This is a genomic window from Psychrobacter immobilis, assembly GCF_003148585.1.
Lineage (GTDB): Bacteria > Pseudomonadota > Gammaproteobacteria > Pseudomonadales > Moraxellaceae > Psychrobacter > Psychrobacter immobilis.
The window spans coordinates 52,582-79,212 of record NZ_QGGM01000006.1 but is presented as its reverse complement, the minus strand read 5'-3'; the positions used below and the strand labels follow the sequence as shown (position 1 = coordinate 79,212).

The 26,631-nt window shown below is 41.4% G+C and carries 21 protein-coding genes, 1 tRNA gene, 1 other RNA gene and 1 pseudogene; 3 read left to right on the top strand and 21 right to left on the bottom strand.

Annotation, left to right across the window (positions count from 1 at the left end; genetic code table 11):
- Positions 1–17 precede the first annotated feature (17 nt).
- A complete protein-coding gene (gene mutM / locus C8D84_RS06835) occupies positions 18–956 on the top strand; it encodes a bifunctional DNA-formamidopyrimidine glycosylase/DNA-(apurinic or apyrimidinic site) lyase (protein ID WP_109590996.1) in 939 nt (312 codons plus the stop codon).
- Between the two features lie 328 nt (positions 957–1,284).
- The gene (locus C8D84_RS06830; protein ID WP_087813997.1) at positions 1,285–1,725 is read left to right on the top strand and encodes a hypothetical protein; all 441 of its coding nucleotides are present in this window, start codon (positions 1,285–1,287) and stop codon (positions 1,723–1,725) included.
- A gap of 123 nt (positions 1,726–1,848) precedes the next feature.
- Here the strand turns inward: C8D84_RS06830 and mscL are convergent, their stop codons facing one another.
- From mscL to C8D84_RS06815, 3 genes are all read right to left on the bottom strand, one after another.
- A complete protein-coding gene (mscL, locus tag C8D84_RS06825; protein ID WP_109590994.1) occupies positions 1,849–2,292 on the bottom strand; it encodes a large conductance mechanosensitive channel protein MscL in 444 nt (147 codons plus the stop codon).
- 285 nt (positions 2,293–2,577) lie between these two features.
- Positions 2,578–4,428, bottom strand: a complete 1,851-nt coding sequence (gene typA / locus C8D84_RS06820; RefSeq protein WP_055125731.1) for a translational GTPase TypA — start codon at positions 4,426–4,428, stop codon at positions 2,578–2,580.
- Between the two features lie 356 nt (positions 4,429–4,784).
- Complete coding sequence (locus tag C8D84_RS06815; RefSeq protein ID WP_087813996.1) at positions 4,785–6,095, bottom strand: OmpA family protein; 1,311 nt, start codon at positions 6,093–6,095, stop codon at positions 4,785–4,787.
- Positions 6,096–6,655: 560 nt separating this feature from the next.
- On the opposite strand from C8D84_RS06815, the gene C8D84_RS06810 reads away from it, so the two are divergent.
- Positions 6,656–7,381: a GspH/FimT family pseudopilin gene (locus tag C8D84_RS06810; RefSeq protein WP_228244506.1), complete on the top strand. Its 726-nt coding sequence runs from the start codon at positions 6,656–6,658 to the stop codon at positions 7,379–7,381.
- Between the two features lie 7 nt (positions 7,382–7,388).
- Here C8D84_RS06810 and C8D84_RS06805 read toward each other — a convergent pair.
- The 18 genes and pseudogenes from C8D84_RS06805 to C8D84_RS06720 form a co-directional block, all read right to left on the bottom strand.
- Positions 7,389–7,784: pseudogene (locus tag C8D84_RS06805) on the bottom strand (pyridoxine 5'-phosphate synthase); the annotation flags it as partial.
- Between the two features lie 224 nt (positions 7,785–8,008).
- Positions 8,009–8,788 (bottom strand): DNA repair protein RecO, encoded by a 780-nt coding sequence (gene recO, locus C8D84_RS06800; RefSeq protein ID WP_109590992.1) that lies wholly within the window; start codon positions 8,786–8,788, stop codon positions 8,009–8,011.
- A gap of 56 nt (positions 8,789–8,844) precedes the next feature.
- Positions 8,845–9,810, bottom strand: a complete 966-nt coding sequence (gene era, locus C8D84_RS06795; RefSeq protein WP_407691876.1) for a GTPase Era — start codon at positions 9,808–9,810, stop codon at positions 8,845–8,847.
- 361 nt (positions 9,811–10,171) lie between these two features.
- On the bottom strand, positions 10,172–10,969 hold the full coding sequence (rnc, locus tag C8D84_RS06790; protein WP_109590990.1) for a ribonuclease III: 798 nt from the start codon (positions 10,967–10,969) through the stop codon (positions 10,172–10,174).
- A 120-nt stretch (positions 10,970–11,089) separates the two neighbouring features.
- Positions 11,090–11,482 carry a DUF4845 domain-containing protein gene (locus C8D84_RS06785; RefSeq protein WP_227685419.1) on the bottom strand — a complete coding sequence of 131 codons (393 nt, stop codon included), beginning with the start codon at positions 11,480–11,482 and terminating at the stop codon, positions 11,090–11,092.
- Positions 11,483–11,627: 145 nt separating this feature from the next.
- Positions 11,628–12,530: a signal peptidase I gene (gene lepB / locus C8D84_RS06780; protein WP_109590988.1), complete on the bottom strand. Its 903-nt coding sequence runs from the start codon at positions 12,528–12,530 to the stop codon at positions 11,628–11,630.
- 104 nt (positions 12,531–12,634) lie between these two features.
- Entirely contained in the window at positions 12,635–14,431 is a 1,797-nt protein-coding gene (gene lepA, locus C8D84_RS06775; RefSeq protein WP_109590986.1) for a translation elongation factor 4, read from the bottom strand.
- Between the two features lie 362 nt (positions 14,432–14,793).
- The gene (locus C8D84_RS06770; protein WP_211181260.1) at positions 14,794–16,038 is read right to left on the bottom strand and encodes a capsule biosynthesis protein; all 1,245 of its coding nucleotides are present in this window, start codon (positions 16,036–16,038) and stop codon (positions 14,794–14,796) included.
- Between the two features lie 160 nt (positions 16,039–16,198).
- Positions 16,199–18,781, bottom strand: a complete 2,583-nt coding sequence (locus tag C8D84_RS06765) for a capsular polysaccharide biosynthesis protein (RefSeq protein ID WP_109590982.1) — start codon at positions 18,779–18,781, stop codon at positions 16,199–16,201.
- A gap of 80 nt (positions 18,782–18,861) precedes the next feature.
- Positions 18,862–20,643: a polysaccharide biosynthesis/export family protein gene (locus C8D84_RS06760; protein ID WP_109590980.1), complete on the bottom strand. Its 1,782-nt coding sequence runs from the start codon at positions 20,641–20,643 to the stop codon at positions 18,862–18,864.
- A gap of 55 nt (positions 20,644–20,698) precedes the next feature.
- Complete coding sequence (locus C8D84_RS06755) at positions 20,699–21,805, bottom strand: capsule biosynthesis protein (protein WP_226950228.1); 1,107 nt, start codon at positions 21,803–21,805, stop codon at positions 20,699–20,701.
- Positions 21,783–22,454 carry an ABC transporter ATP-binding protein gene (locus C8D84_RS06750; protein ID WP_109590978.1) on the bottom strand — a complete coding sequence of 224 codons (672 nt, stop codon included), beginning with the start codon at positions 22,452–22,454 and terminating at the stop codon, positions 21,783–21,785. Before C8D84_RS06750 ends, C8D84_RS06755 begins: the two co-directional genes overlap by 23 nt.
- 40 nt (positions 22,455–22,494) lie before the next feature.
- Positions 22,495–23,307, bottom strand: a complete 813-nt coding sequence (locus C8D84_RS06745) for an ABC transporter permease (protein ID WP_109590976.1) — start codon at positions 23,305–23,307, stop codon at positions 22,495–22,497.
- 236 nt (positions 23,308–23,543) lie between these two features.
- Positions 23,544–23,620, bottom strand: a tRNA-Met gene (locus C8D84_RS06740).
- A 119-nt stretch (positions 23,621–23,739) separates the two neighbouring features.
- Positions 23,740–24,123, bottom strand: an RNA gene (gene rnpB, locus C8D84_RS06735) — RNase P RNA component class A.
- A gap of 65 nt (positions 24,124–24,188) precedes the next feature.
- Positions 24,189–24,908, bottom strand: a complete 720-nt coding sequence (bioD, locus tag C8D84_RS06730; protein WP_109590974.1) for a dethiobiotin synthase — start codon at positions 24,906–24,908, stop codon at positions 24,189–24,191.
- 43 nt (positions 24,909–24,951) lie between these two features.
- Positions 24,952–26,292, bottom strand: a complete 1,341-nt coding sequence (gene bioA, locus C8D84_RS06725; protein WP_109590972.1) for an adenosylmethionine--8-amino-7-oxononanoate transaminase — start codon at positions 26,290–26,292, stop codon at positions 24,952–24,954.
- 3 nt (positions 26,293–26,295) lie between these two features.
- On the bottom strand, positions 26,296–26,544 hold the full coding sequence (locus tag C8D84_RS06720) for a YfhL family 4Fe-4S dicluster ferredoxin (RefSeq protein WP_060490412.1): 249 nt from the start codon (positions 26,542–26,544) through the stop codon (positions 26,296–26,298).
- Positions 26,545–26,631 lie beyond the last annotated feature (87 nt).

The window sequence follows — 26,631 nt, the reverse complement described above, 5'->3', positions numbered from 1 at the left end:
GTTATTATAAAAACATCATGCCTGAACTGCCTGAAGTAGAAACAACCAAAACCAGCCTTGCACCGTTATTAGGGCAACGCATTATCGATATAAAAGTTTTTCAGCCAAAGCTGCGCTGGGCGATGCCAGATGATTTAGATAGCTTGATTGATTACACGCTAGATAGCGTTGAGCGCCGCGCAAAATATTTAATTCTTAACTTTTTACCTTTATTACCCAATGATGATAGCGCTGCGGCTCAAACTGATACGTTAGTACCACGTCAACTTTTGGTTCATTTAGGCATGTCGGGCAGCCTGCAACAGCAGAGCTACGGTACTGAAAAGCGCAAGCATGATCATCTCATCATTGTTTTTAAGGGCGTTAACAATACAAAAGTCCAGCTACATTACTATGACCCAAGACGTTTTGGGTCAGTGTTATGGCACAAGGATTATAGTGCTAAGCTATTAGATCATTTAGGTCCTGAACCATTATCAGATGAATTTACTGCAGACTACCTGTATCAATTGATTCAACGGTCAAACTTGCTTGATCACAGTGCTGATACCGTAGCAATTGGCAAAGCCAAATCAAAGAAGCATCCCATTGCTCGTGCTATAAAATCAGTCATCATGGAACAACAGGTCGTCGTGGGTGTCGGTAATATCTATGCAACTGAAAGCCTATATTTATCAGCTATTCATCCAGCCACCCCCGCTCACCAACTGTCCCATGCTCAGATGATTATTTTGGTCGATCATATTAAAGTTATTCTACAAAAGGCGATAACGCTTGGTGGTTCGACACTGCGAGACTTCACCGTAGCAGATGGTCAAACTGGTTACTTCCAGCAAACATTAAATGTCTATGGTAGACAAGGGGAAACTTGTCCGCATTGTGATGCCGTGCTTGAGAATATCAAAATTAATGGTCGTGCCAGTGTATTCTGTCCTAACTGTCAGCCAATCCTTTAAATATTATCTGAAACTATCACTATCTGTTTTGCCTTAAATACCAGAATAACTTAGGTATCAAGTAGTAGAATATGGCAGCACAATACTCTTGACTGAGTGTCCTATTATTTTGCACTAATATCATTATATCGCGCGCCATTTTTGTTGCTTATTGACACACATATTGCTTTAATAGTATGAGCACTTACATAAATAGTGCATAATGTTTATACATCTGTAATATATTTAGATTACTTATCGTTGCGCATTGTTTATATAGGGAAATTGTCTCTGTGTGGGAATAGCAGCAGCCATTAATCATACCAATTATGAATTTTAGGACATCGTTATGACTGTTAAAGCTAAAAACCAACGCACAGTTAAGCAAAAAGCCTTTACTATAGTCGCAAGCTTAAGTTTAATGGCTGCTACTATGCAGCCTGCCTTGGCAGCCATAGAAATTGATGAGACAGACTTTGGGCCTTCTTATGAGACAATGGTGGTTGATACTGTAGTGGGTAAACCTTTACAACTGGTCAGTGCCGTTGCTGGTACTGCCGCCTACCTAGTTAGTCTACCCTTCTCGCTTATCGGTGGTAATGCGGATCAGGCGCAGCAGAAACTTTTTGTTGAACCTTGGGATGCGATGGGACGTTGTTTAGGTTGTACTGTGGCTGAAGACAATTATTACAAATCACAAGTGACTAATGATAATGTTGTCCGTATTGTCGTTGATCAACCATCTGAGATTTTGATTAATACCAACGATTATGTCGTAGTTACGCCATAGTCTTTATATTAACAGCTGGTTAAATGATACAACTGCGCTAAAGACAATGCATTTATAAATTATCCATAAAAAAGGCTAACACGACGTTAGCCTTTTTTGTGTTTTTAATCAAATCATCATATTTTATTTTGAAACAGCGGTATTACCTAATTTAGCACTAATTTCACGAAGCAATTGCACCTCTTCTGAAGGTTGTTTTACCAACTCTTGTACTTCTTCTTTACGACGCATTTTATTAACCATTCTAACCATCATAAAAATAATAAATGCTAAAATTAAGAAATTAATCAGTACGGTAATGAAACTGCCGTAGGCTAATACAGGAACGCCAGCCGCTTTGAGGGCATCATAGGTCATGGCAACGCCTTCAGGCGCATCACCCAACACTAAGAACATGTTTTTGAAATTGATTTCGCCACCTGCTATGAAGGCCACTATTGGCATAATAATGTCTTCAACTAAGGACGTTGTGATAGTAGTAAATGCCCCACCGATAATGACACCGACCGCTAAGTCCATCACATTACCTTTTAGAGCGAATTCTTTAAACTCAGAAACCATACTCATTATTTTCTCCTCAAAATACCAATCTATAATCGAATAAGTATCTCAACAGTCGACCCAATCTTGAGCCTTAAGAGTAATAGTAAGAAACACTACTACTGTCGGTTATTCTGTCTATATTTTATGGAAATTACAACAAAAAAAAGCAGCATAAAATGAACCATATTTAGTTCACTCTACACTGCTAATTTTTTAGCTATCTTGATGCCTATTATTAAATAACAACAGCATCAAATGCTTCTACAAAATATCAATCCAATAAATTACTCAGTAATTCATGGCTCAATATTAAGCACCTTTTTTACCACGGCCGTGACGCTTACGCTCACTTTCAGTCAAATAGCGCTTACGTAGACGAATCGCCTTAGGTGTTACTTCAACCAATTCATCATCTTGAATGAATTCAAGCGCTTGCTCAAGTGTGAACTTGACTGCTGGAGTCAACGTCAATGCTTCATCAGTACCACTCGCACGAACGTTGGTTAACTGCTTAGCAGTCGTTGGGTTAACAGCCATATCATCGTTACGTGAGTTAAGACCAACGATCATACCTTCGTAAACTTCAAGCTGTGGCTCAGCAAATAACTTACCGCGTTTTTGTAGGTTAAATAGCGCAAAACCTAAGCAAACACCCTTCGCCATAGAAACCAAGACACCATTCGAGCGACCACCAACATCACCGATCTTTTGTGGACCGTAATGTGAGAAGCTTGACGTCATGATACCAGTTCCTGAGGTCAACGTTAAGAACTCAGAACGGAAACCGATCAAACCACGGGCAGGCATCGTCGCTTCGATACGCATACGACCTTTACCATCAAGCTCCATGTTGGTCATCTCGCCTTTACGCAAGCCAACCTGCTCCATGATAGAACCTTGATGCTCATCTTCAATATCAAAAACAACGTTTTCATACGGCTCTTGTAATTTACCATCAACTTCTTTAACGATAACTTCTGGGCCTGAAACACCCATCTCAAAACCTTCACGGCGCATGTTTTCAATCAATACAGACAGATGTAACTCACCGCGACCTGATACTTTAAATTTATCAGGAGACTCTGTATCTTCTACACGTAATGCTACGTTATGAATCAATTCACGCTCAAGACGCTCACGGATATTACGCGAGGTCACAAACTTGCCATCACGACCAGCAAAAGGTGAGTTATTTACTTGGAAGTTCATTGAAACGGTAGGTTCATCAACCGTTAATGCTGGTAATGCTTCGACAGCACTAGGATCACAAATCGTATCTGAGATATTAAGCGAATCAATACCAGTAATACAAACGATGTCACCAGCTTGTGCATCTTCAACATCAATACGATCAAGACCATGATAACCCATAATTTTCAAAATACGGCCATTACGGGTATTGCCGTTTTTGTCGATTACAGTCACTTGAGTATTGGTTTTAACTTTACCACGCTGAATACGACCAATGCCGATAACGCCAACAAAACTGTTGTAATCAAGGCTTGAGATTTGCATACGGAAAGGTGCGTCAGCATCAACTTGAGGAGGCTGAACCACATCAACAATTGTTTTGAAAAGCGGTGTCATGTCATCAGCCAAATCGTCAGCTTCCAAACCTGCAATACCATTCAATGCTGAGGCATAAACAACTGGGAAATCAAGCTGTTCATCAGTTGCACCCAAGTTATCAAAAAGATCAAAGATTTGATCCATTACCCAGTCAGGGCGTGAGCCAGGACGGTCAATTTTATTGATGACAACGATAGGTTTTAGACCTTGCTCGAACGCTTTTTGCGTCACAAAACGGGTCTGTGGCATTGGGCCATCAACCGCATCAACGACTAGAAGCACGCAGTCAACCATAGACATTACACGCTCAACTTCACCACCAAAGTCGGCGTGACCTGGGGTATCAACAATGTTGATACGATATTCAGTATCATCAGTCTTATCTGTCCAGCGGATGGCTGTATTTTTAGCCAAAATGGTAATACCACGTTCTTGCTCAATATCGCCTGAATCCATTGCACGTTCAGCAATGTTTGCACGGTCGCCAAAAGTACCAGACTGATGTAATAACTTGTCAACCAAAGTTGTTTTACCGTGGTCAACGTGGGCAATAATTGCAATGTTACGCAGGTGTTTGATATCGTTCGCCATATAAAATGCTCGTTTCGTCTTAAAAAAATGCAGTAGCAATAAGCGCCGCTGGATAAACTTTTATCATCAACCAGATAGATATTGAGTACTTACTTTTGGAAGACTGCACAATAGATGCGGTTAATCAAATAATTTCAATATAATCAAGTATCTACACTGATAAATTCATCATACAGATAGCTATGCTAATGTACATTCTGTCAATTTACAGAATGTTTGGGCAGCTAGTATAACATTATTGCTTCACAAATTTATGTAATAACTTGCTTTTCTCAATCCATAAATAAAAAAAAGCCACCCATTAGGTGACTTTTTTTGTAACTATATATTTAGTATAACAATCGGTTTAATACTATTTACTGAACAACCATATCTTTAGTTTGTTCAACAGTCATTGTTTTGTCACCAGTGATGATGGCATAAACACGACGGTTCATAGCACGACCTTCTTCAGTGTCGTTTGGAGCGATTGGTTGGTCATAACCATAGCCAACTGTTGATATACGGTTTGGAGCAATACCGAATTCGTTAGTCAACATAGATTTAACAGCAACGGCACGGGCTTCAGATAAACGTTGGTTATAACGTGCTGAAGGACCAGTTTTAGAAGCATGACCTTCGATACGTGCTGTAGAGTTAGGATACTCGCGCATCTTCTCTGCTACTTTAGCGATTTCAGGTTGATACTGAGATTTGATCGTTGATTTATCGTTATCAAAGAATACACGTAGTTCCATTTTCAGCTCATCAGTAATATCTACTGGTACTGGGCAACCGCGCTCATCTACTACAACATTCATAGGAGTGCCTGGGCATGCATCGATGCTATCAGGTACGCCATCGCCATCAGAATCAAGATCAGATTCAACTACGACTACTGGAGTAGTATCGATAACTGGCTCTTGCATTGGTGGTACTGCTACTGTAGGTGCTAAATGGCCACCAAGTACAACTTCTAGACCGGCCAAAGCCATGCCTTCCCACCAGTTATTATCAAAGTTATGAATCGCACGAGCTTCACCACGTAGGCTTAAAGCATCGTTGATACGATACATAGCACCTAGACCTAGGTTACCAATGGTATCTTTAGACTCTGCAACTTCAGTACCAGCTGATACAGGTTGACCTGCTGTAGTACCTTGCGCATTACCCGTCGCAACATATTGCTCTTGGTTCTCTACTTTAATCTTAGATTGACCAGCACCAACCAATACATATGGTTTGAATGCGCTATCAGTATAACCAGTAAATTCTTCAGTACCGATTAAGAAGTTACCAGAAAGCATGGTTTGTTCTACGTCAAAACGGTTAACACCAGCGTCTGCTGATCTTTCTGAAGCTTCGCCGTTTGCACTTGACACGCCGTACTCTACTTGGAACTGAGTAGAAGGAGTTAGCTCAATACCTAGTGCAGCACCAGTATATAGACTGCTTTCTTTAGCTACGCCACCGTTTAGATTTCCGTTACGACCATCAATTGGTTGTGATGGATTCTGACCATTCATATAAAGGTCTTTACCAGTCTTAAGGACTTCGCGTTGCTCGTCATGAGCTTCGCCAGTGTAATGATAACCTAGTAACAATGGGCTAATAGTTACGCCAGCATTAGCTGCTAAAGGTGCAGCTGCTACAGCAACCAGAGCTAGAGCAATTTTATTCAATTTCATGGACTTCCTCCAAAGGATAATTTGAGTGATGCATTAAGCAAAACCGCTTCTCAAGATGCTCTAAAATAGACATCTTTTACGAATTTTAAGTGACAAAGCAAAACCAATTAAGGAGTAGCTTAGCGATTATCAATTCAGTTTACAACTTTTTTCGTTAACGAGCTACACATTATTACACGATAATGTCGTAACTAAAACACAATAACCAGCTTAAGTTACCTAGAACTAACACACCTTACGCTTTTTATCTTTTGTATGTCAGTTCACAATAGATAGTAAACCTAACAGTATCTATTGTCTGGGCGTATTTTAGTACAATTAGTGTTTTTTCTCTATTATTAAAACCAGTCATTCACTAATTGAAACATTTTTTGACAGTAGACATATATTCTGTTTATATTATAGCACTCAACATTATTTCATACATCATAAATTTGATCATTACTCCAAAATTTCGCGCGCATATTGGCTCGACTTTACGCAATGATTGGATTGAACAACATTTCAAGAAGCGAGACTGTTTTATTGAACTAAACTACTTATTATAGGTAACAAGCCTCATGGCATTGCTGCATAAAACATTATCAAGTTACAAAGAGCTCTCAGCATTTATGTTATGGGTTTTTACTTCAAATAAGCACAGGCTAGCTCAAAGCCGATTGATTCTTTATGTGTATCACAGATATATAGTATCTCTCTATAAAAGAGCACCTAATACAAACATTAGAACAGACCCAAGCACTGTTAATAGAAATAACAAAGGTTTTACGCTGGTTGAACTTATCGTCACTGTATGTGTATTAGCAATTATAGTGACGATCGCAGCCCCAGTCATACGAACGCAATTAGCACGTATGGAAGCCAAACGGATTCAAAGTCAGTTAGAGAATTCTCTTGCCTTAGCCAAGGCTGAGAGTTACATCAGAAGACAGAATGTGATTGTTTGCTTGTCTGATACTGGAGGGCGCTGCCATAGAGACAGCGATAAGACACTTTTGTTATTCATAGATAAAAATGACAATAATCACTTTGATGCTCAGGTAGATTCATTAGTCGTTCAGCAGTCTTTAAATCCTAAATACAGTAAGCTAAGTTTACGAGTTGGAAGTCGACGCCACTACACCAAATTTTGGGGTGATAGTGGCAAACCACGAGGACATTTTGGCCATATAAAATACTGTCCCATCGTTGCTTATAATGAAGCAATGTATCTAATATCATTTAACCAAGGAGGTATTGTTAAACAAAAACTTAATGAAGACCATCCCACTGAATGTGACGAATAAGAAATTACTAATGGCATAAGTTACCACTCACATAAATTACCAATGATATTTTTTGATAGCTTTGTAGATCTGTATATATTGCTTCTTTCATCATAATAACTGCCTGCTCGAGTCCTACAAATACAGCATCTGCAATGAGTGTATGGCCAATATTCAACTCATAAACACCCTCAATTTGTGCGATAGCGTTCACATTATCACGTGTCAGACCATGACCTGCGTTAATTAAGAGCTTATTATCACTGCGTCAAGCAGTAGCAACAGTTTGCTTAATTCGTTTCAGCTCAGCATTTTGCATGTTCATATCGGCTACCAAGCTTGCCTCAGCATAAGCGCCTGTATGTAACTCAATACTATCTGCTCCCGCCTTCTCGCACCAAAGAGCGGCGGCTAAAGGGCTTATAACTAACCCCACGCGCTTAACGCAGAGTTGCTACGTGATCAATGTTTATACTTAATAAAGGTTTTTGCAAAGGGTTGTTAAATGAAGGTAATGAAGCAGTGGTCATAAGAAATCTTTTTGATAACGAAACCCAATTAACTGATCAACGGTACAAGAATATGAAACTTTAGACAGTCTCAGTAGCAATCGGATTGGTTATAACACTTTGAGGATAGTACTATTATTTATTGGTAACGCTGTTGCTGCTGCCATAGTAGGCGGCTTTGCAATGGTTGATAATCCAGTAAATGATCAATAAGCTGTCGATGGATTTTTGACCAATTATTTAAGGTTTTGTCAGTAATACCTAACTGCGTCATTGCGATAATATCAGTACCTTTGAAAAAAAATTGCCCCATAGTATTGTCTAAATGCTCAGTCTGTATATCATTCTGCAAGACAGGCACTAAACCAACATCAGGTAAAAAGCGATAAGAATCGTCAGGCTGAATGATTTTTTCAATACTATCGTGCGTCAATATTAAGCTAAAACCCAACTCATTGAATAAATGCTGCTCAAATTGGCGCAAGCACAACCGTAATTCGTTGGCGCTCAGAGGTCGCCTAAGCTGAGACAGACTGTCCTGATAATGTAGCCATAATACCGGCATTGGATCTTCAGTCGACAACAACCGCCATAGTATTTCGTTTAAATACAACGCCGCATATTGATGTTGACCTGTAATATTTTCGTAGGACAGTGCTTCTAAAACAGTGGCAATGCCATCATCTTCTTTTGCTATGCCTGTTTGAGTTGTGTGTTGCGATGCAATATTGATCTGACTAAACGTTTTTAAATCCCGTTTACCAGTGGCAAAGAGCTGCAATGGCATGAACAATGGCGCGCCTTTTTTCCCAATACCATGAATCACGCCATGTTGCTGAGAAAACAGATAATATAAGGCGCACTTTTCTTGATAAGGACGCTGATGCAATAAATAACCGATTAACGCTTCGTTACGCATTTTTTATCACCTCAGCATCGAGCATATAGAAAAGTGATTAAAGCGCTATTCTTTAATCAATATCCTAAGCTAGTCAATGCACGTTCGTCATCAGACCAGCCACGTTTCACTTTCACCCACAGTGTCAGCATGATTTTTTTATCAAACAGCTGCTCCATATCTTTACGAGCATCCATACCCACTTGCTTAATACGCTGACCTTTATCACCAATCACAATGGCTTTTTGACCACTACGTTCAACATAAATAGTCGCATCGATGAAAGTACAAGCCTTACGTGGACGCCCTGTCTTTGGATCAGTGTGCGCAGGCTCATCTTTGAACCCATCAATCTGTACAGTTAAGTCATATGGCACTTCGTCACCAGCGCTACGCATGATTTTTTCGCGGATAATTTCACTGGCCAAAAATCGTTCTGAGCGGTCAGTAATTTGCTCGGTATCATAGATAGGAGCAGCAATAGGAAGATGCGAAGCAATCACTTCTTGTAGACGATCTAGGTTTTGGTTTTTTAAGGCAGATACTGGTACGATATCGGCAAAATCAAAACTGTCATTAAACGTCTCAATCAGCGGCAACACGCTGCCTTTATCTTTTAAGGTATCAGATTTATTAATAACCAATACCACATTTAAATTGGTGTCGCCAAGCTTTTGTAGAACTAACAAATCATCATCACGCCATTGATCTGAATCAACAACGAATAACACCAAATCAACATCTACTAATGCAGATACCGCAGCTTTATTCATACGCTCATTAATAGCACGTACTTCATTGCGATGAATACCCGGCGTGTCAACGAATACTGCCTGCATCTCGTGATTTGACAAAATACCGTGGATACGGTGACGAGTCGTTTGCGGCTTACGTGATGTAATAGACAGCTTTTGACCCAATAAGTGATTCATCAAAGTCGATTTACCAACGTTTGGACGTCCAACGATCGCGACATAACCCGCTTTAAAATCATCAGCAATACCTGCATGACTAGTAGGGGCAAAGAATTCTTCAATTGCCATATCATTGTCTACAGTAATAACTTCTGCTTGATTGATACCATCGTTAGTAGTATCGATATTATCTTGGTTTTGATTCAATTCTGTGTTTTCGGTCATATTTTTGGCATTATCTTCATCATTGGATGGCAAGTCAGTACGATTGCTCATAGGTTAATCCTATAGAATTTATACCCAGTCAAATGGTGCTTAATGATGTATTGGCTGTATCAGCACTAAAAAAGCAAAACCATCATCGGCTGGGAAATATTTAAGGTTTTGAAATGTGTGACGTTTACGCTAAGTCAAATAAACGATTCTTAAAACGTCACTTAACATATACTGTCAAAAAAATTGGTATGTGCTATCCATAGGTTAATCCTAGTTAGGATCGCTTTTTAGCTGAGCTCGGCAGTTTATGCAATTGGTTAATCATTAGTTCTGCTGCTTTTTGTTCAGCGATACGGCGGCTCTCACCAGATTCAGTAATATCAGCACAGTTATTGATATTAACATGGCAACGTACAACAAAAATTTGATGCGGCGCGTTACCACGTGTTTCCATTAGCTCATAATGTGGCAGATCAAATTGCTTAGATTGTAGCCACTCTTGCAATCGACTCTTGGCATCTTTTAACGCTTTTTGGTCATTAACGTTGTCAATCAAATCACCATACCATGAGAGAACACAATCGCGAGTAATATCCAAATCTTGGCTGTCTAAATAAATAGCACCAATCAAAGACTCCACAGCATCAGCCAATATAGAAGCGCGATTGCGCCCACCACCTTTACGCTCACCTATCCCTAATATCAGGTGATTAGAGAGCTCTAAGTTTTGCGCAATGATGACCAATGATTCTTGACGTACCAAAGTGGCACGCATACGAGTCAAGCGACCCTCATTTTGGCTAGGATAGCGATGATATAAAGCCTCACCCACAATCATTCCTAACAGAGCGTCTCCTAAAAACTCTAAACGCTCATAATTTTTTTTGCTATCAAATGAGCGGTGTGTCAACGCAAGTTTGGGGAGACTCAAGTCCTTAAACACATAGCCTAACTTGCGTGTTAATACGGCTAATTGCTGAATAAATTCTGAGCTAACAATCAGCGTGTCGACAGACGTGCTATTTTGTTGAGGAGTAGGAATCGCTTGGGAATGCTGCAAAGTTGGTTTCATGCGTGGCTTGTGGTTATCCCTTCTGTTTTACTGATTTGGTTAGTAATAGTATGGATTAATGAATATTATAAAGACATTCAGATATTAAAAAGTTTAAGAGTGATCTAACACTCTTTTTAGTTACTCTGCTGTTGTCATATCGATATCACCTTCGAAGCGATTGACGATATCAACATTACCAAAGAAATTGTTAGTGACTGCATATTCTTTACGGATAGCCAATTGTCCCGTCTTTTTATCAATAAAAGTAAATACGTCTTCCGCCTGAGTATCGTAGTCAGCATTAATAGATAGCTGTCTATTAACACGCTCGACAAACTGCTTGGCCGTCTCATTATTATTATTTGCTTCCTTAAGCTGTGCGCTTAAGGTCTTGGTCAATTGATAATCACCAATCTGAGCAGGTATGATAGCAACCATCAATTTGGCAGCAACTCCTAACACAAGAATAATTAAAACGATACTCGTTACGCTAGCACCACGCTGTGTGGCGATTCCAGATAATTGCTGCACTATGATATCCCTCTACTGGTAAACAACTATTTTTAGGAGCTACCAAAATACTAGGTAGCCGTTTATTAGATAGCAACAATATTAGCATAAAACTATTATCGATAAATCAACCAATAGAGCGTCTCATAATCTTAATTACATAATCTTAATCAATAGTACCATTGCGTTCAAAGGTTGGTAAATTAAGTCCGGGTGGCTTATGCATCCAGATATAAACCGCTTTACCCGCTAAGTTCTCATCAGGAACAAATCCCCAAAACCGACCATCAGCACTACGATCGCGGTTATCGCCCATCACAAAATACTGACCTTCTGGAACGCTAATACGCCATTTAGTACCTGCTGAGCTAACCACCTCTGGCGATTGCTGCTGCAAAAATGGTGCATATTGAGAGCTATTCATACCATTTAAGTAACGAACAAGATGCTTGTTTTCACCTTGTGTTTCCTGAAAGTATTGCGCCTCACCCTCTTCTTGCTGACCCATCGCTGCCGCACTGTCTTCGGTCAGTACTTGCCCTGGACCAATTTGTCCTGGTAAATAAAGCTGTGAGGTCAACTCAGGGTTCGCCGCAAAATCGACAGGCTTAGTGTCAACTGGGACATCATTGATAGAAAGTGTCCCTTGATCATAACTAACAGTATCACCAGGCAAACCAATGACACGCTTGATATAATAAATACTTGGGTTTTCAGGATAGCGGAATACCGCCACATCACCATGCTCAGGCGCGCCAGTATCCAGAACTTTGTTATACGTCAGCGGTAGGCGCACCCCGTAGGCATACTTATTAACCGCAATAAAATCGCCCGTATATAATGTCGGCACCATAGAAGATGAGGGAATATTAAAAGGCTCAATCAAAAACGAGCGTACTATTAACACCACTGCCAATACGGGGAAAAAATCGTAAGCCCAGCGTACCAAGAGACTTTCTTGACCACGCCCGCGAGTTTTACGTTGTTTCAGGGTCAGCTTATCTAATAGCCAAATAATACCCAAACCAATGGTTAACGGTACTAAAATTAAATTAAAATCAAAATCCATACTCAATTGCCTATTAACGAGCGACTTATCTGGCTATCTATACTATCAACTGCGCCACTAATTACACCAACAAAACTATCGTTGACCAGTCAATTAGTAATGACTTACTCAACCTGCAATACCGCTAAGAAGGCTTCTTGTGGAATCTCCACATTACCGACTTGCTTCATACGTTTCTTACCCGCTTTTTGCTTAGACAATAGCTTTTTCTTACGCGACACATCACCGCCATAACACTTAGCCAAGACGTCTTTACGCATGGCTTTCACTGTACTACGCCCAATAATTTGGCTACCAATCGCCGCCTGAATTGCCACATCAAACATCTGACGCGGAATCAACTCTTTCATCTTAGTCACCAACGCATTTCCACGATAGCGTGATTGGGTTTCATGAACAATCATGGCCAGCGCATCGACTTTTTCGCCATTGATTAATACATCTACTTTAACCAATTTATCGACTTGATAACGCTCAAAATTATAGTCAAGTGAGGCAAAACCGCGCGAAACTGATTTTAGACGGTCAAAGAAGTCCATGACGACCTCACCCATTGGAATATCAAAGATCAGCTGTACTTGACGACCCATAAAACGCATATCTACCTGTACGCCGCGGCGCTCGATACAAAGCGTCATGACATTACCTAAGTAATCTTGCGGTACTAAAATCTGACAGCGGGCAATGGGCTCACGGAACTCTTCAATATTATTCGGCTCAGGGAGTCTTGATGGATTATCAACATACATGATATCGCCATTTTTCTTGACGATCTCGTAGATAACGGATGGCGCAGTAGTAATCAAATCCAAGTCATATTCACGCTCTAAACGCTCTTGGATAATCTCCATGTGCAGCATGCCAAGGAAACCACAACGGAAACCAAAACCTAGCGCATCGGAGGTATCAGGCTCGAAGAACAATGAGGCATCGTTGATTTGCAGCTTTTGCAGCGCTTCACGGAATTTTTCAAAATCTGTAGATTCAACAGGGAACATACCGGCATAGACTTGCGGAGTAATCTGTTTAAACCCTGGAATACGCTCAACGTCTGGCGTTTTAGAATGAGTAATCGTATCACCCACTGGCGCGCCAGCGATATCTTTGATACCAGCAATAATAAAACCGACTTCACCCGCCTCCAAGATACCTGTATCGACAGGCTTAGGCGTAAAGACACCGATCGAGCCGACTAAATGCGCTTCTTTGGTTGATTTAATATAAAGCTTATCACCTTTTCGGATAGTACCTTCACGTACCCGAACTAAAGACACAACGCCTAGATAGTTATCAAACCAAGAGTCAATAATCAATGCTTGTAGGGGTGCATCACGATCACCAGTCGGTGCAGGGATAAATTCAACCAATGCTTCTAGTAATTTATCAACGCCCAAACCCGATTTAGCAGAAACTCGTGGTGCATCAACAGCGTCAATCCCAATGATGTCTTCAATCTCTTGAATGACGCGTTCTGGCTCGACTTGTGGCAAATCAATTTTATTTAGTACCGCCATGACTTCTAGACCCTGATCAACGGCAGTATAGCAGTTGGCCACGGACTGAGCTTCCACCCCTTGCGCGGCATCAACGACCAATAGCGCACCTTCACAAGCGGCTAGTGAACGCGACACCTCGTAAGAAAAATCAACGTGTCCTGGGGTATCGATAAAGTTGAGCTGATAGCGCTCACCATTAGGGTGATCGTAGAATAAGGTTACCGACTGCGCTTTAATGGTGATACCGCGCTCACGCTCAATATCCATGGAGTCAAGTACTTGCGCCTGCATCTCGCGATCTTGCAAGGCACCGCACATTTGAATAAAACGATCAGCAAGCGTCGACTTGCCATGATCAATGTGGGCAATGATTGAAAAGTTACGAATATTTGCTAATGCAGTCACAAAGCGCCTACTAAATTAAGAGTGATAGAATAATAAAATTAAGAAATAAATACTGTCAGGCGCAACCGCTAAAATAGCTGTCCATCATTAAGGGATCAATAACAAGAGAAAATAATTAGAATCAGCTTATTTGCCAATATTATCATCTCCAATCAACCGCTCAGGACGTCAACTCTTACGCGCAGGCATGAAAGAGCATTCTAGCAGTTTTCTACCATAAAGTAAGGCGATTTTATTAGCAGAGGGATGATTTACAAGTGAAGTTACGAGCGGATAACTGTACAGATAGAAAGCGAGCGGCTTGATAGCACCTTATTCACTTCGACAAGACTCATGCTAACTGGATATGAACAATCAATAATCTACTGAGGGGTATTGGTTTTGGACAGATCGCTCTCTATGGGTTCACATCCTGCGCTATGCAGATATTTATGCATCCATGGTGACCTACCGTAAAAAGCCCCGTTGATCTGAGTTTGCTCTATCAAGTATTCACGAAATCTAAGATAAAACTCATTATCTGGGCGGTTAGGTTGTTGCCAAAACTCATTAAGGGGTTTTTGATCTATCAGTTTCGGCGTATCATAAATCGCGCGACCCATGATCTTGGTAGGTTTTTTGTGATATACCGATTGCAACCCTGTCGTGCTATTGATGGTCACCATCCCAATACTGTGTTTCATCAAGGTTGGCAGGTGCATGTCGCAACCATAGAATACACGATCCGCCACTTGATAGCGTCTAGCCAAGCTAGATACCAGCTCGCGATAATCTCGATGACCACGATCTAACGGATGATGCTTGAATACTAGTAATTGCTGCTTATCAGCATACTCTGCAAAGCTGGCAATAGACTCATCAATAAACTGCACCACATCACGATAGTCACTATGATGGGTAATCTGCGAGTCATTATGCACTTGTAAACTAATCAAAAAATAATTATTGCTTTGTTCTTTGGTTAGCTTATTTTGCAATCGCTTATCAGGTAAATACCCTCGCAATTTACGCCATGGTGCTTTGAGCCAAGCGATTGCTTCTTGCCACGCCGTCATACCGCGATAGTGCGAATAATGCGGATAGCGACTTTTGTATATCCAAACGATAATATAGTAGACAATCGCAGCGATACTCAAACGGTAAAATCGATTGTGAGTATACAGTGGTTTATCATTGGCTTTTTTGAGCGCTTTAATATCTGCCGTATTTAAGCGCGAATAGCCATTAATGCCATATTCTTGCAATGTAATGTAATCGGGACGCAAATAGCCTTCTTCAAATACAAAAAAAGAGGTGCCCAACTGCTCACTGATACAAGCAGCTTGGGTGTGATGCGGACGGCAATCACCAAAACAGACAATCGCATCAATGCTATTTTCTTCAATGAAAACCTGCAACCAAGAAGAGAACTGCGCTAACGTATCGGTATATTCATAGGTATTATCATGATGATAAAAAAATGCATCACCTGCATTAAAGTTAATCTTACTAACCTTAATATTTTGAGTTTGCAGAAATGTCGAAAAACGGTTGAAGAATCCGCCCATCTTTCCTTGTAACAGCAAGACGTGTCGATGAGTAAGCAAGTGAGACATCGAAGCTGCCATAGTATTGAATTACCATTAATGAGAAGATGAAGAATAAAATCGAGAGTATTTATTAAATAACTTGAATATTAAGCCGTGTAAATACACACTAATCATCACTGATTATACCGAAAAAGCCCCTACTTGTCGCAATGGATTTGCGTCACAAGTTTAGAATAAACTAACGAGATAGTTTACGCAGGCGCTGCTGCCATTGATGACGCTGCTGCATAAAACGAGTAGTCACTTGGCGTTTAAAATTTTCAGGTAGCGTGGATAAAACTGAAGTCGCATGGTTAATCGAGCTATTTATAATGCTAGATATTTGCGCTTGAGACGCTGTATTATGAATATCTTTAAGCAAAGGATCGCTTTTAGGAGGGTATAAATAGTCAATCACTTGCTCTACTTGTGCAAGCCCATAGCCATTAGGCAAACGATATAATGGATAGCGGATAAGCGCACAATATAATAATTGCTCAAGCGTTAATGTAGTGTCGCGTTTTCGTCTCTCTAAATAGTCAGCTTTCGGTGATAATTGGGCATCAATATCTGCCGTTAACCCCCATCCAGCATAAAACGGTAAGCCGTAGCAAGTAACGTCTAAACCGCGCAGCAACGCTTCAAAGCCAGTCAATGAGCTAATCGTATGTACTTCATCGACACATTCTAAGCAATCAGGCATCGCAGTATCATAGGCGACGGCACTAACCTGTTGTAAAAACTCTGCGCTAACCTTACCAGCCCTTAGTCCTGCTTCAACATCAGGATGCGGCTTATAAATAAGATAAGCCTCAGGATTGTCTTGGCATACACGCTCAATCAAGCCGCTGTTGGTTTTGATGATCGAGCCGCAGTACTGCACCGATAAATCATCTTCGACTTGACCGATGATAAGCAGACGGCGCTTGCCAGATACCCTAGCATCATCCATCCACGAAGTATGCTGGTTATTAGCACTGTCGACATCAGCTCCAACATTGTATTTACTCACCCGCTGATTCAGCAATTTATCTTGCAGCTGTTGTACACGGACACTTTGCTGTGGGTTCAGTGATTGACAATGACGTAGCAACGTCTCTAAATCTGAGGGCTGGGTCGCATCATAATAAATGCCTTGCTTATCTATGACGACCGACAACGGTGCTAACAACGTCGCGCCCAAACCATTTGAGCGAATAAACCCATCTTCCATACAGTATATAGACGGTATGGATAAATGCGGCTGTTTCTCAAGCTTAAGCTGTAATTTATTTTTTACTTGTTGCCGCTTAGCCAAACCCCACACTAGTAGAGGCTGCTGATAATCAACACGAAAATGATCAGGATGCAGTAGATTCTTGAGACGTGGCTTGGGTTTGATAAATAATGTCGTACGCGGTAGATTCGTAAAAGCTTTTACAAATGGTAATTTCCAGCGACTAAATTCATATACCGTTAAATCACCTTCAAGATGCGCTTGCCAATACCGATTAGTCACTAGCCATTCTATCGCTGTATCAATATCACAGGCTTGCTTGGTGGCCGGATCTACATAACGATTATAATCTATATAGGCGCTATAAAATAACGTTTCTAACGTCGCAGATGTTTTTTTAGCAAATGATATAGGAAACAACGCAGGATTTGAATGTCCTCTAGACTCTAGCTGTTTGCTGACAAGTTTTTGACGACGTTTCTCGACCGCTTTAAGCAGCTTTTTGGGTGCGCCGCTGTCATCAGTTAGACCCCAGCCACTATACCAGTTGACCCCGAAGCAATGTACTGTTTTACCTAACATCAACCCTTCAAAGCCCATATGTGAGCTGACCGTATAAACATGGTCAACTTGATCTAATAGCTGGATAGGATTGAGTGCTTGAGTTAATAACCGAACCTGCTTAGGTAGTTTTAAACGAGTCAGGTATCCCGATTTTGACGCAGGATGTGCCTTTATCCAGATATGGGCGTGAGGATGATTACGACACGCAGATTTTAACATCTTCTTAAACTGACGTTTATCCGCGCCCGCACCGGTGATAGAAGCATCACCAACCACTTGGTCAATCAATAAAACATGCGATTTCAAGGAATCTGGCGTTGTGTTAACGCCGTCTTCACTTATCAATTCATCCAAGGATGGACAATCGATCACTGTGTTATATTTACTGAGCTGTTCATTACAAATACGTGCCATCAATTGCCGCGCACGCGCGTCATCTATTTCGTAATTATTAGGCGTAGTAGCGTTTTTAGTACGCTCAATAATCAGCCGCTCAAGGCGTGAGTCATGCGTCGTATCAAAATAAATACCAAGGTCATCAACGACGACACTCAGGCCATGACGGCTACTAATACCAGAATCTAATGAACGCAAAAAGCCATCTTCGACACTTAATGTCTCAAGCTTTTGCCGCTTAGCCACTTTATTAGCTCGATGATAACTTTTTTTGCGACCCCAACCGATAAAGGCATCGGGTTGCTGAAAAGAGAGAAAGGAGCTGGACAAATGAGTTATCTGATTTTTTACAACATTAGGTAATGGCAATGCAGACAGTAAAAGCGTTTTACCTACATTGATACGTTGCGGTAGACCTGACCACGGATACCAGCGCTGAATATCTGCTTGTAATACCTGAGACAAAAGTAAATTGTTTTGACGCATACCCTTACCAATGACCGCCAAATGCTGTGGCAATTGGTATTGGTATGATGGCAAAAGCAGCGCATTATCAGAGTGAGAGGTCACTGCCACATTGACATCATCTGCCGCGCTTTTTGCCATTTCTAACACCCTTATTCATTACTTTTACATCTATCTATGCAGATGACTTGTTCTCTTGTTATACAACTTTTCAATAATGGTTATAAATCGAGAACCACTTTAGCAGCGATGGCTAATTGATAAACAATTTGCGATAAGCCACGCGCAATTTCTACGCGCTTAGTTTTGACTTTTGGTAATACCATAATCTCATCGCCTTGCTGGATACGATAAGCGGTATTGACCACCTCACTGGCGCCATTTTGATGGATAATCAAGATTTCTTTAACATCAGCATTGTCAGAGAAACCGCCTGAATTGGCAACATAATCACCAACGGTATAATCTGGATTAAAGGTCAACGCGCCTTGTGCTCGTACTTGACCATTAACGGTAATGACAGAAGTTTGCGCAGGTATCTCAATGATATCACCTTGCTGCAGAATAATATCCTGCCACGAATTCGGGACGACAACAATTTGACCCGTCGTTTTAACATTACGCGCTTTGGCAACAAACTGCTTAACCAACGTTGCATCGTCTTGACGCAGTGCTGCTTCTTCACGAGTGGTCGACTGCGTGGCAAGCGTCAGCTCTTCTAGGCGATCGAGCGACTCATTAATCATGCGTTTTTGTTGTTCAGCAACAGACTCACGATAAATGGTCAAATGAGTCAGTTTAGCGAGTGGGCTTGGCTGTAGCTGTGGCACTATGTCCTTTAAACGAGCGCCATATGGCACAACCATGGCGCCATTACCCGTATGCGCACCTTTTACCTGTACCGCGATTGTGCCCGCATAACGATCGGAGGTAACGACCATCTGATCACCATTATAAACAGGCACGTTTTGAGCTTCTGCCAACGAGTAATATTCCGCCGTCTGTGCACGTCCTGCACTGCGAGTGATACTAACGTTGGTCGCATTTGCTGCGGGATTGGCCACTTGCAACACATCACCAATGGTCAAATCATTCACATCAAATTCAAAGGTATATTCGTTTTGGACTTGACCGCCTACTTCAAAGGTTTTTTTCTGCGGCGCGACCGTAATCACATCGCCGTCACGAAATGAGAATGCTTGTAATTTACCCGCTAGTAAAAAATCATACAGGTTGACTTGCTGTAGCATTTGCCCATTACGTTTGATTTGAATATCAATATAACTACCACGTGTTGGGTCAACGCCACCTGCTCTATCCAAATAAGACAATACCGAGTCTGCTGCTAAACCGCCGTAATAGCCTGGTTGCTTGACGAAACCTGTTACGAACACCTTCACTGGCTGTGCTTGCTCTAATGAGGCATAAACGCCAACGTTCGAGCGATAAATACGACTGACAGCACTTTTTACCACATTTTGCAGACTGCCATTTTGCACACCTGAGACACGTACTGGACCGATATTTGGCAAGAAAATATTGCCTTGTGGGTCGACGGTCATGGTAGCCGCATATTGATAAGCGCCCCACATCCGTACTTGGACGTTATCACCCGGGTTGATCACGTAACTGTCATTAAAGGTAGAGCCAGAGGTGGTCGAAAATGCTCCACGGAAGAGCTGCTCACCAAACATCATGTCTTGCGTGTTGATTTCTTGATAGGGGCGCGTGGTATTGATGACTGACTGACTTGGCAAACTTGAGGCATTAACCGCTTCTTGCGGGGTCGCTTGTCCTGATACACCACCTGCAAATGCCTGTGTTGAGACATTGATGTTATTGCGGTTTTGGTCTTGACTCATGCTGTTATTACTGGAGCCAAAGCTAGATCCTGAGATTTGATCAGCATAACTGCCTGCTGCTAGTGCTGATACACTACTGGCTGCTATGGCCAAACTTAACACTTTTATCACGGTCACAAGAGGACGTGGTTTCATATTCATGAGTGGTATTCCTTTGCTGATCTATCGATCATTACTGATATCTGGTGTGTTAAAACTAGCTACGATGATCACGAACAACCGCCATCACTAGGCGCACAAATCCATAAAGCATCAAAAGTAATGCTAGCGACGTCCAAATAATATAAGCACGGCGTGGATAAGTTGCTTCTTCAGCTTGATATGGTGTTGAGATGACAATCAAATTTTTCATCTTTTTAAAGGCTTCTAAACGTGCCTTCTCAAGTGAAGATAACGACAATTTATAGAGCTCAGTAGCGAAATCAACATCTGCCTTGATAGTCTCAAACTGTACCGCTTGTCGATTTAGCTTAGTAGTATTTGGCGAGGTCAGCTTGGTTTGCTCTTGGTTGATTTGCTCTTCGACTGCTTTAATCTGACTTCTTAATGACACTACTTGCGGTGCGTCTGGGTTCAGATAGCTGAGTAATTGACGCTCTTCGGTACGTAATGAGCTTAATTGCGCTTGCAAACTACCAATCAGCTGATTCACAATTTGAGCATTGGATTGTGGATCGTAAATCTCATTTTCGTTTTGATACTTTAATAACTGTTCTTTAGCATCATTTAGGCGATCTTGTGATTCATCTAACTGTGTCTCAGCAAAAACCAGCTGATCACGAGCCACCTCTTGTGAAATACGGTTGACGAACTGCTCAGACTCATTGAGGATCGTTTTATTCAGCTCAAAAGCATACTTTGGATCAAAGGCTTCTGTCGATACTGACAGCACATAGCTTTGCTCGTCCAGATTGATGTGTACACGCTTTTTGAAGTACTCAAGTAACTCTTCTTGTGTGGCATCAGGCTCAATCTCATTGAGCGGATCTGAGCCATCGACATGATACGCTTCGCGGAACTTGAACTTATTATCAAGGCGCTTCACCATATCATTGGATAGAATATACTCGGTCAGATAAGTCGCATCTTCTTTACTGGTACTGTTCACACCCAACAAGGCCGACAGTCCGCCGCCAGAAGGCACACTAGTATCACTGACTTGTTTGACCACCACATCAGCCGTCGAAATAAACCGCGGATGAGCAATGGTCATGACATAAAATATCACCAGCACCCAAGGGAGGACCACCAAGCCAATAAACAGCGAGAAGTCAATTATCTTATTTTTTCGCTTTGTGGACATGCTTTTCATAAACCTCAATCGCTTCTGTTGTGTCTTCAAAGACGTGTGCTGTTTGATCCATTAGCACAATACCAATATCACAATTACGCTTAATATCACCGATGTTATGCGATACGATCAAAAACCCTGCTTGTTCACGGCGCGCGGCCAAAATCTCTTCACTACGCTTACGAAAAGCCGCATCACCCACAGCGCCTGCTTCATCGAGCATATAGTAATCAAAATCGAAGGCCAAGCTTAAGCCAAACGTTAAGCGCGACTTCATCCCTGATGAATAGCTTTTTACCGGCATATCGAAATAATTACCGATATCTGCAAACTCTTCAACAAAACGAATTTTTTCGTCAATATAAGGACCGCTTGAATAGAGACGGCAAACGAAACGAACGTTTTGACGACCAGTCAAACTACCTTGGAAACCGCCGCCTACCCCTACTGGCCAAGAAATCGTCGAGTCGGTGATAATCTCTCCGTGATCGGGCTTATCTAGTCCGCAAATAATACGCAGCAAAGTTGATTTTCCTGCCCCATTACGACCGAGTAAACCCACACTTTTTTTATCACCAATGGTCAGATTTAGGTCTTTAAATAGATAATGCCGACCCTGTTTGGTCATAAATGACTTAGAAACATTTTTAATCTCAATCATCTGTTTGCCCTAAGTTAAAACTGGTATCACAATTTATGATTTATTTAGAACGTATTAAGTCTCTTTCTACCGCTTTATACATGAGCAAACCTAAGAAATTTACTGCAACCGTCCACTTTAAAAAATACGTTATGTCAATATGATACGCAGGATAAGTAGGAGATAGTGCATTTCTCATTAGTTCAATATTATGGACAAATGGAATATATAATAAATAACTCAGATATGGTTCAGGAATAATATGAATAGAATACATAATTCCAGATACAAAATATAAAATAGTAAAAATCAAACCAATAATTTTGCTGATTTCACCCCCATAATAGCCAACAACCATCATTATCATAGCTAATCCAAAGCCAAATAAGAATAAAGTTAACCAGCAAAACAAAACCACATTCAAATGTGCAAGACTGATAGGAATACCAATAAAAGCAAGTATGACTAACAGCAGTACAAAGGTAAAAAAATAAATCACTAGTTCTAAAAATGAGCGGGCAATAATGACGTCAATGTGACGTACTGATCGATACATTAAAAGCCCTTGATTGGCCTCAACTGCTCCTAACGATCGTGTTGCTATGGTACTCATCATACGAAAAGGCACTAGGCCTGCCACCAGAAATAACATGTAGTCCATTCCTGGCAGCACACGGGTCATAATAGCGCCAAATATTATCAAATAAATAGCAACTTGAAACATTATCTCTAATGGCGCCCACAGATAGCCCAAGCGATAACCACCAAAGCGCGTTTGCAGCTCACGCATCAGCAAAGCATGAAATGCGGCACCCATGACTTTTAGACCATTGCGGTGCTTAATAGGACGATAAGGAGGTAGTTGTACAGACATGGCGTTACAGGACTTTACCGAAAACAGCCCCTATGATAAGTAAGCGGGACATAAGTTACAACAATTAATCTGTACCTAAACAGATAAAGCTATGATTTAGCAAGAAATCAGTAGGTAATTATAATTTTATGGTGCGCATTGAGCCATTCACCATATTCTGAAATAATTTATTTCAGGCAAAAAAAAACCAATCAAATAATGATTGGTATTTTTAATACTACAGGTATTGCTAAAAATGGTGGCGATGAAGAGACTTGAACTCTTGACCTCACGATTATGAGTCATGCGCTCTAACCAGCTGAGCTACATCGCCATTTTAGGATGCACATTTTACCCAAGCTGTTGACTGTCGTCAACCCCTATAAGGGCATTTTTTGCAGAAAACATGAAATTTATTCAAATTAGCTGCATTTTTATCACGAACAATAAAAAAGGTTTGGTAAACCGATAAGCCGGGTTCTGTCGTGGACAATCATTCCTCTAGGCGCACAATCGCTCGTACGCTCAAGCAACCTACCCGCATCGAACGCGGGCCGCGCCATGCCGATGCCTATTTGGTCTTGCTACGCGTGGAGTTTACCATGCCGTGAACTGTTGCCAGACACGCGGTGCGCTCTTACCGCACCCTTTCACCCTTACCGATGACATGAATATCTTGCGATACTCATATAAGCCAAAGGCGGTCTACTCTCTGCTGCACTGGTCGTCAAGTTACCCTGCCCAGCCGTTAGCTGGCACGCTGCCCTATGTAGCCCGGACTTTCCTCCCCTGCTCAGTCTGTTGCCAGTGTGCAGCGGCGATTGCCTAGTCTACCAAGCGCGCTAGTATAGCAAAATTAATCTTACTTTCGGAAAGTTTTTTAGCTTATTTTTAACGGTGATTTATATAAAGTTTTCAGAGAGTATAAAATCTGCATTATTACAGCTATCATTCCCATGCACAGGTAAAGATAACCAATTCGTATTTGGATAATTCGCAGCTAAATAATTTTGCAAAAAATCCACAGTGCTGTTTGCAATCTCAGCATCCGTCTGAGCAGTATTATCATGAATATGATTATAAATGATGCTATGTACCGATAACCCACGTGCTTTTATTGCCTCTAGACTTAGTAACGTATGATTGATACTACCCAAACGACCAGAAGTGACCAAAACAATCGGATAGCCTTGAGCTGCAATATAATCTAAGGTTAATAATTGCTCAGTTATTGGCACGAGCAATCCACCAGCACCTTCTAGTAATACCAAGTCATACTCAGCTTGCAATCGTTTGGTAGCACTAGTGATCAGTTCAGGATCTAGCACTCCCCCTGATAACCGAGTCGCTAAGTGCGGTGATGCGGGTTTTTCATAACGATATGGACAAGTGGAGCTATCAATATCACATGGCTGTAGTGGAATACCCATCAGCTGACGATGAGTGACAATGTCGTCCGCAATATTCATCTCGCCACTATCTGAATTGACACTAACGCCCGTTTGCACCAGTTTTTGAGTGATGACGTTGACGCCTTGCTGCATCAATGATTTGGCAATGATACCAGTAGCATAAGTTTTACCGATATCGGTATCGATACCTGAAACAAATAGAACACTCATAGCACACCTTATAAAAGACATTGACTGGTGTATAAGACAGTTTTTATTGATGAACTTCACTATTCGAAGCTGCACTCGATATTTGCGACAGATAAATTGTAACTACTTTTAATAGAGATTGGCATAAAGTCACAAGCTCAGTATTAGTAATGACATAAGGCGGCATGATATACACCAATTTGCCAAATGGTCTGACCCAAATGCCATGCTCGATAAGTAGCGACTGAAAGACGGGCATCTTAACCGCTTCTCGTAATTCAATGACGGCGACTGCACCCAAGCAACGGATTTCAGCAACACCTTTTAGCAACGCGGCAGGTGCTAGCTGCTGCTCTATAGTGAGTTGCATATTGGCAGTGCGCGCTTCAATATCATAGGACAGGATCAAATCAATCGAAGCACAAGCGACGGCACATGCCAACGGATTGCCCATAAAGGTCGGACCGTGCATCAGTGCCGGATAATCACTTTGGCTAATCGTTTCAGCAACTTTTCGAGTACATAGTGTTGCGGCAAAAGTCATATAACCGCCAGTCAGCGCTTTACCAATCGTCATAATATCTGGGCTGATATCAGCATGCTCACATGCAAATAACTTACCGCTACGACCAAAACCAGTTGCGATTTCATCGGCAATTAGTACTACTTTGTATTTATCACACAATTTGCGAAGCAGCTGCAAATACTGAGGACTATAAAAGCGCATCCCGCCTGCGCCCTGAATAATCGGCTCGATAATAAATCCAGCCAACTTATCGCTATTTTTATCAAAGAAATCCGTTAATTCATCATATTCAGACTGGCTAATATCACGTTCAAAGCCCATTGGCGGAGCTGGCACAAAATGCTGCATAGGTAATTGCTTGCCATAGAGACTATGCATGCCATTGATAGGGTCGCAGACACTCATCGCATGCCACGTATCACCATAATAACCTGAATGGGTCGAGGCAAATTGGCACTTTTGCGGACGCTTAGCAGCAATTTGATATTGCAATGCCATTTTTAAAGCCACCTCTACCGCAATGCTACCACTATCCGCATAAAATATGGCATCCAGTCCAGTAGGAACGATTGCAAGCAGCTTTTTGCCCAAATCTATTGCGGGTTGATGGGTCAAACCACCAAACATGACATGCGCCATTTTACCCAATTGTTCAATCATCGCTGCATTCAGTTTGGGATGGTTATAGCCATGGACGCTTGCCCACCACGATGACATCCCATCAATCAGACGCGTGCCATCTTGCGTGACGATATAAATACCATCAGCGTGATCAATCACAATATTAGGATAAGTCGGCGGTAGACTAGCATAAGGATGCCAGAGATGTTGCTGGTCAAAGTCGTTCGTTGATTTCGTAGATAAGAGTGATGTTGTCATATTTTATTGACCCGTAATGCGTTTGTATTTGGACAACAAATCGCTTTCGGTCTCGACATGCTTGGGATCATGAGGAATACAATCGACTGGGCAAATGACCACGCATTGCGGCTCATCAAAATGCCCGACACATTCGGTGCATAAATCAGGGTCAATCACATAAATATCATCGCCTTCTGAGATGGCTTCGTTTGGGCAGGCAGGCTCGCACACATCACAGTTGATGCATTCATCAGTAATTAATAACGCCATAGACTGCTCCTTATATTTTTCTTATAACACTTGTATCGTTGGCTTTGACGATTTCGATGCGTTTAAATATTCAACACATCTTAATTA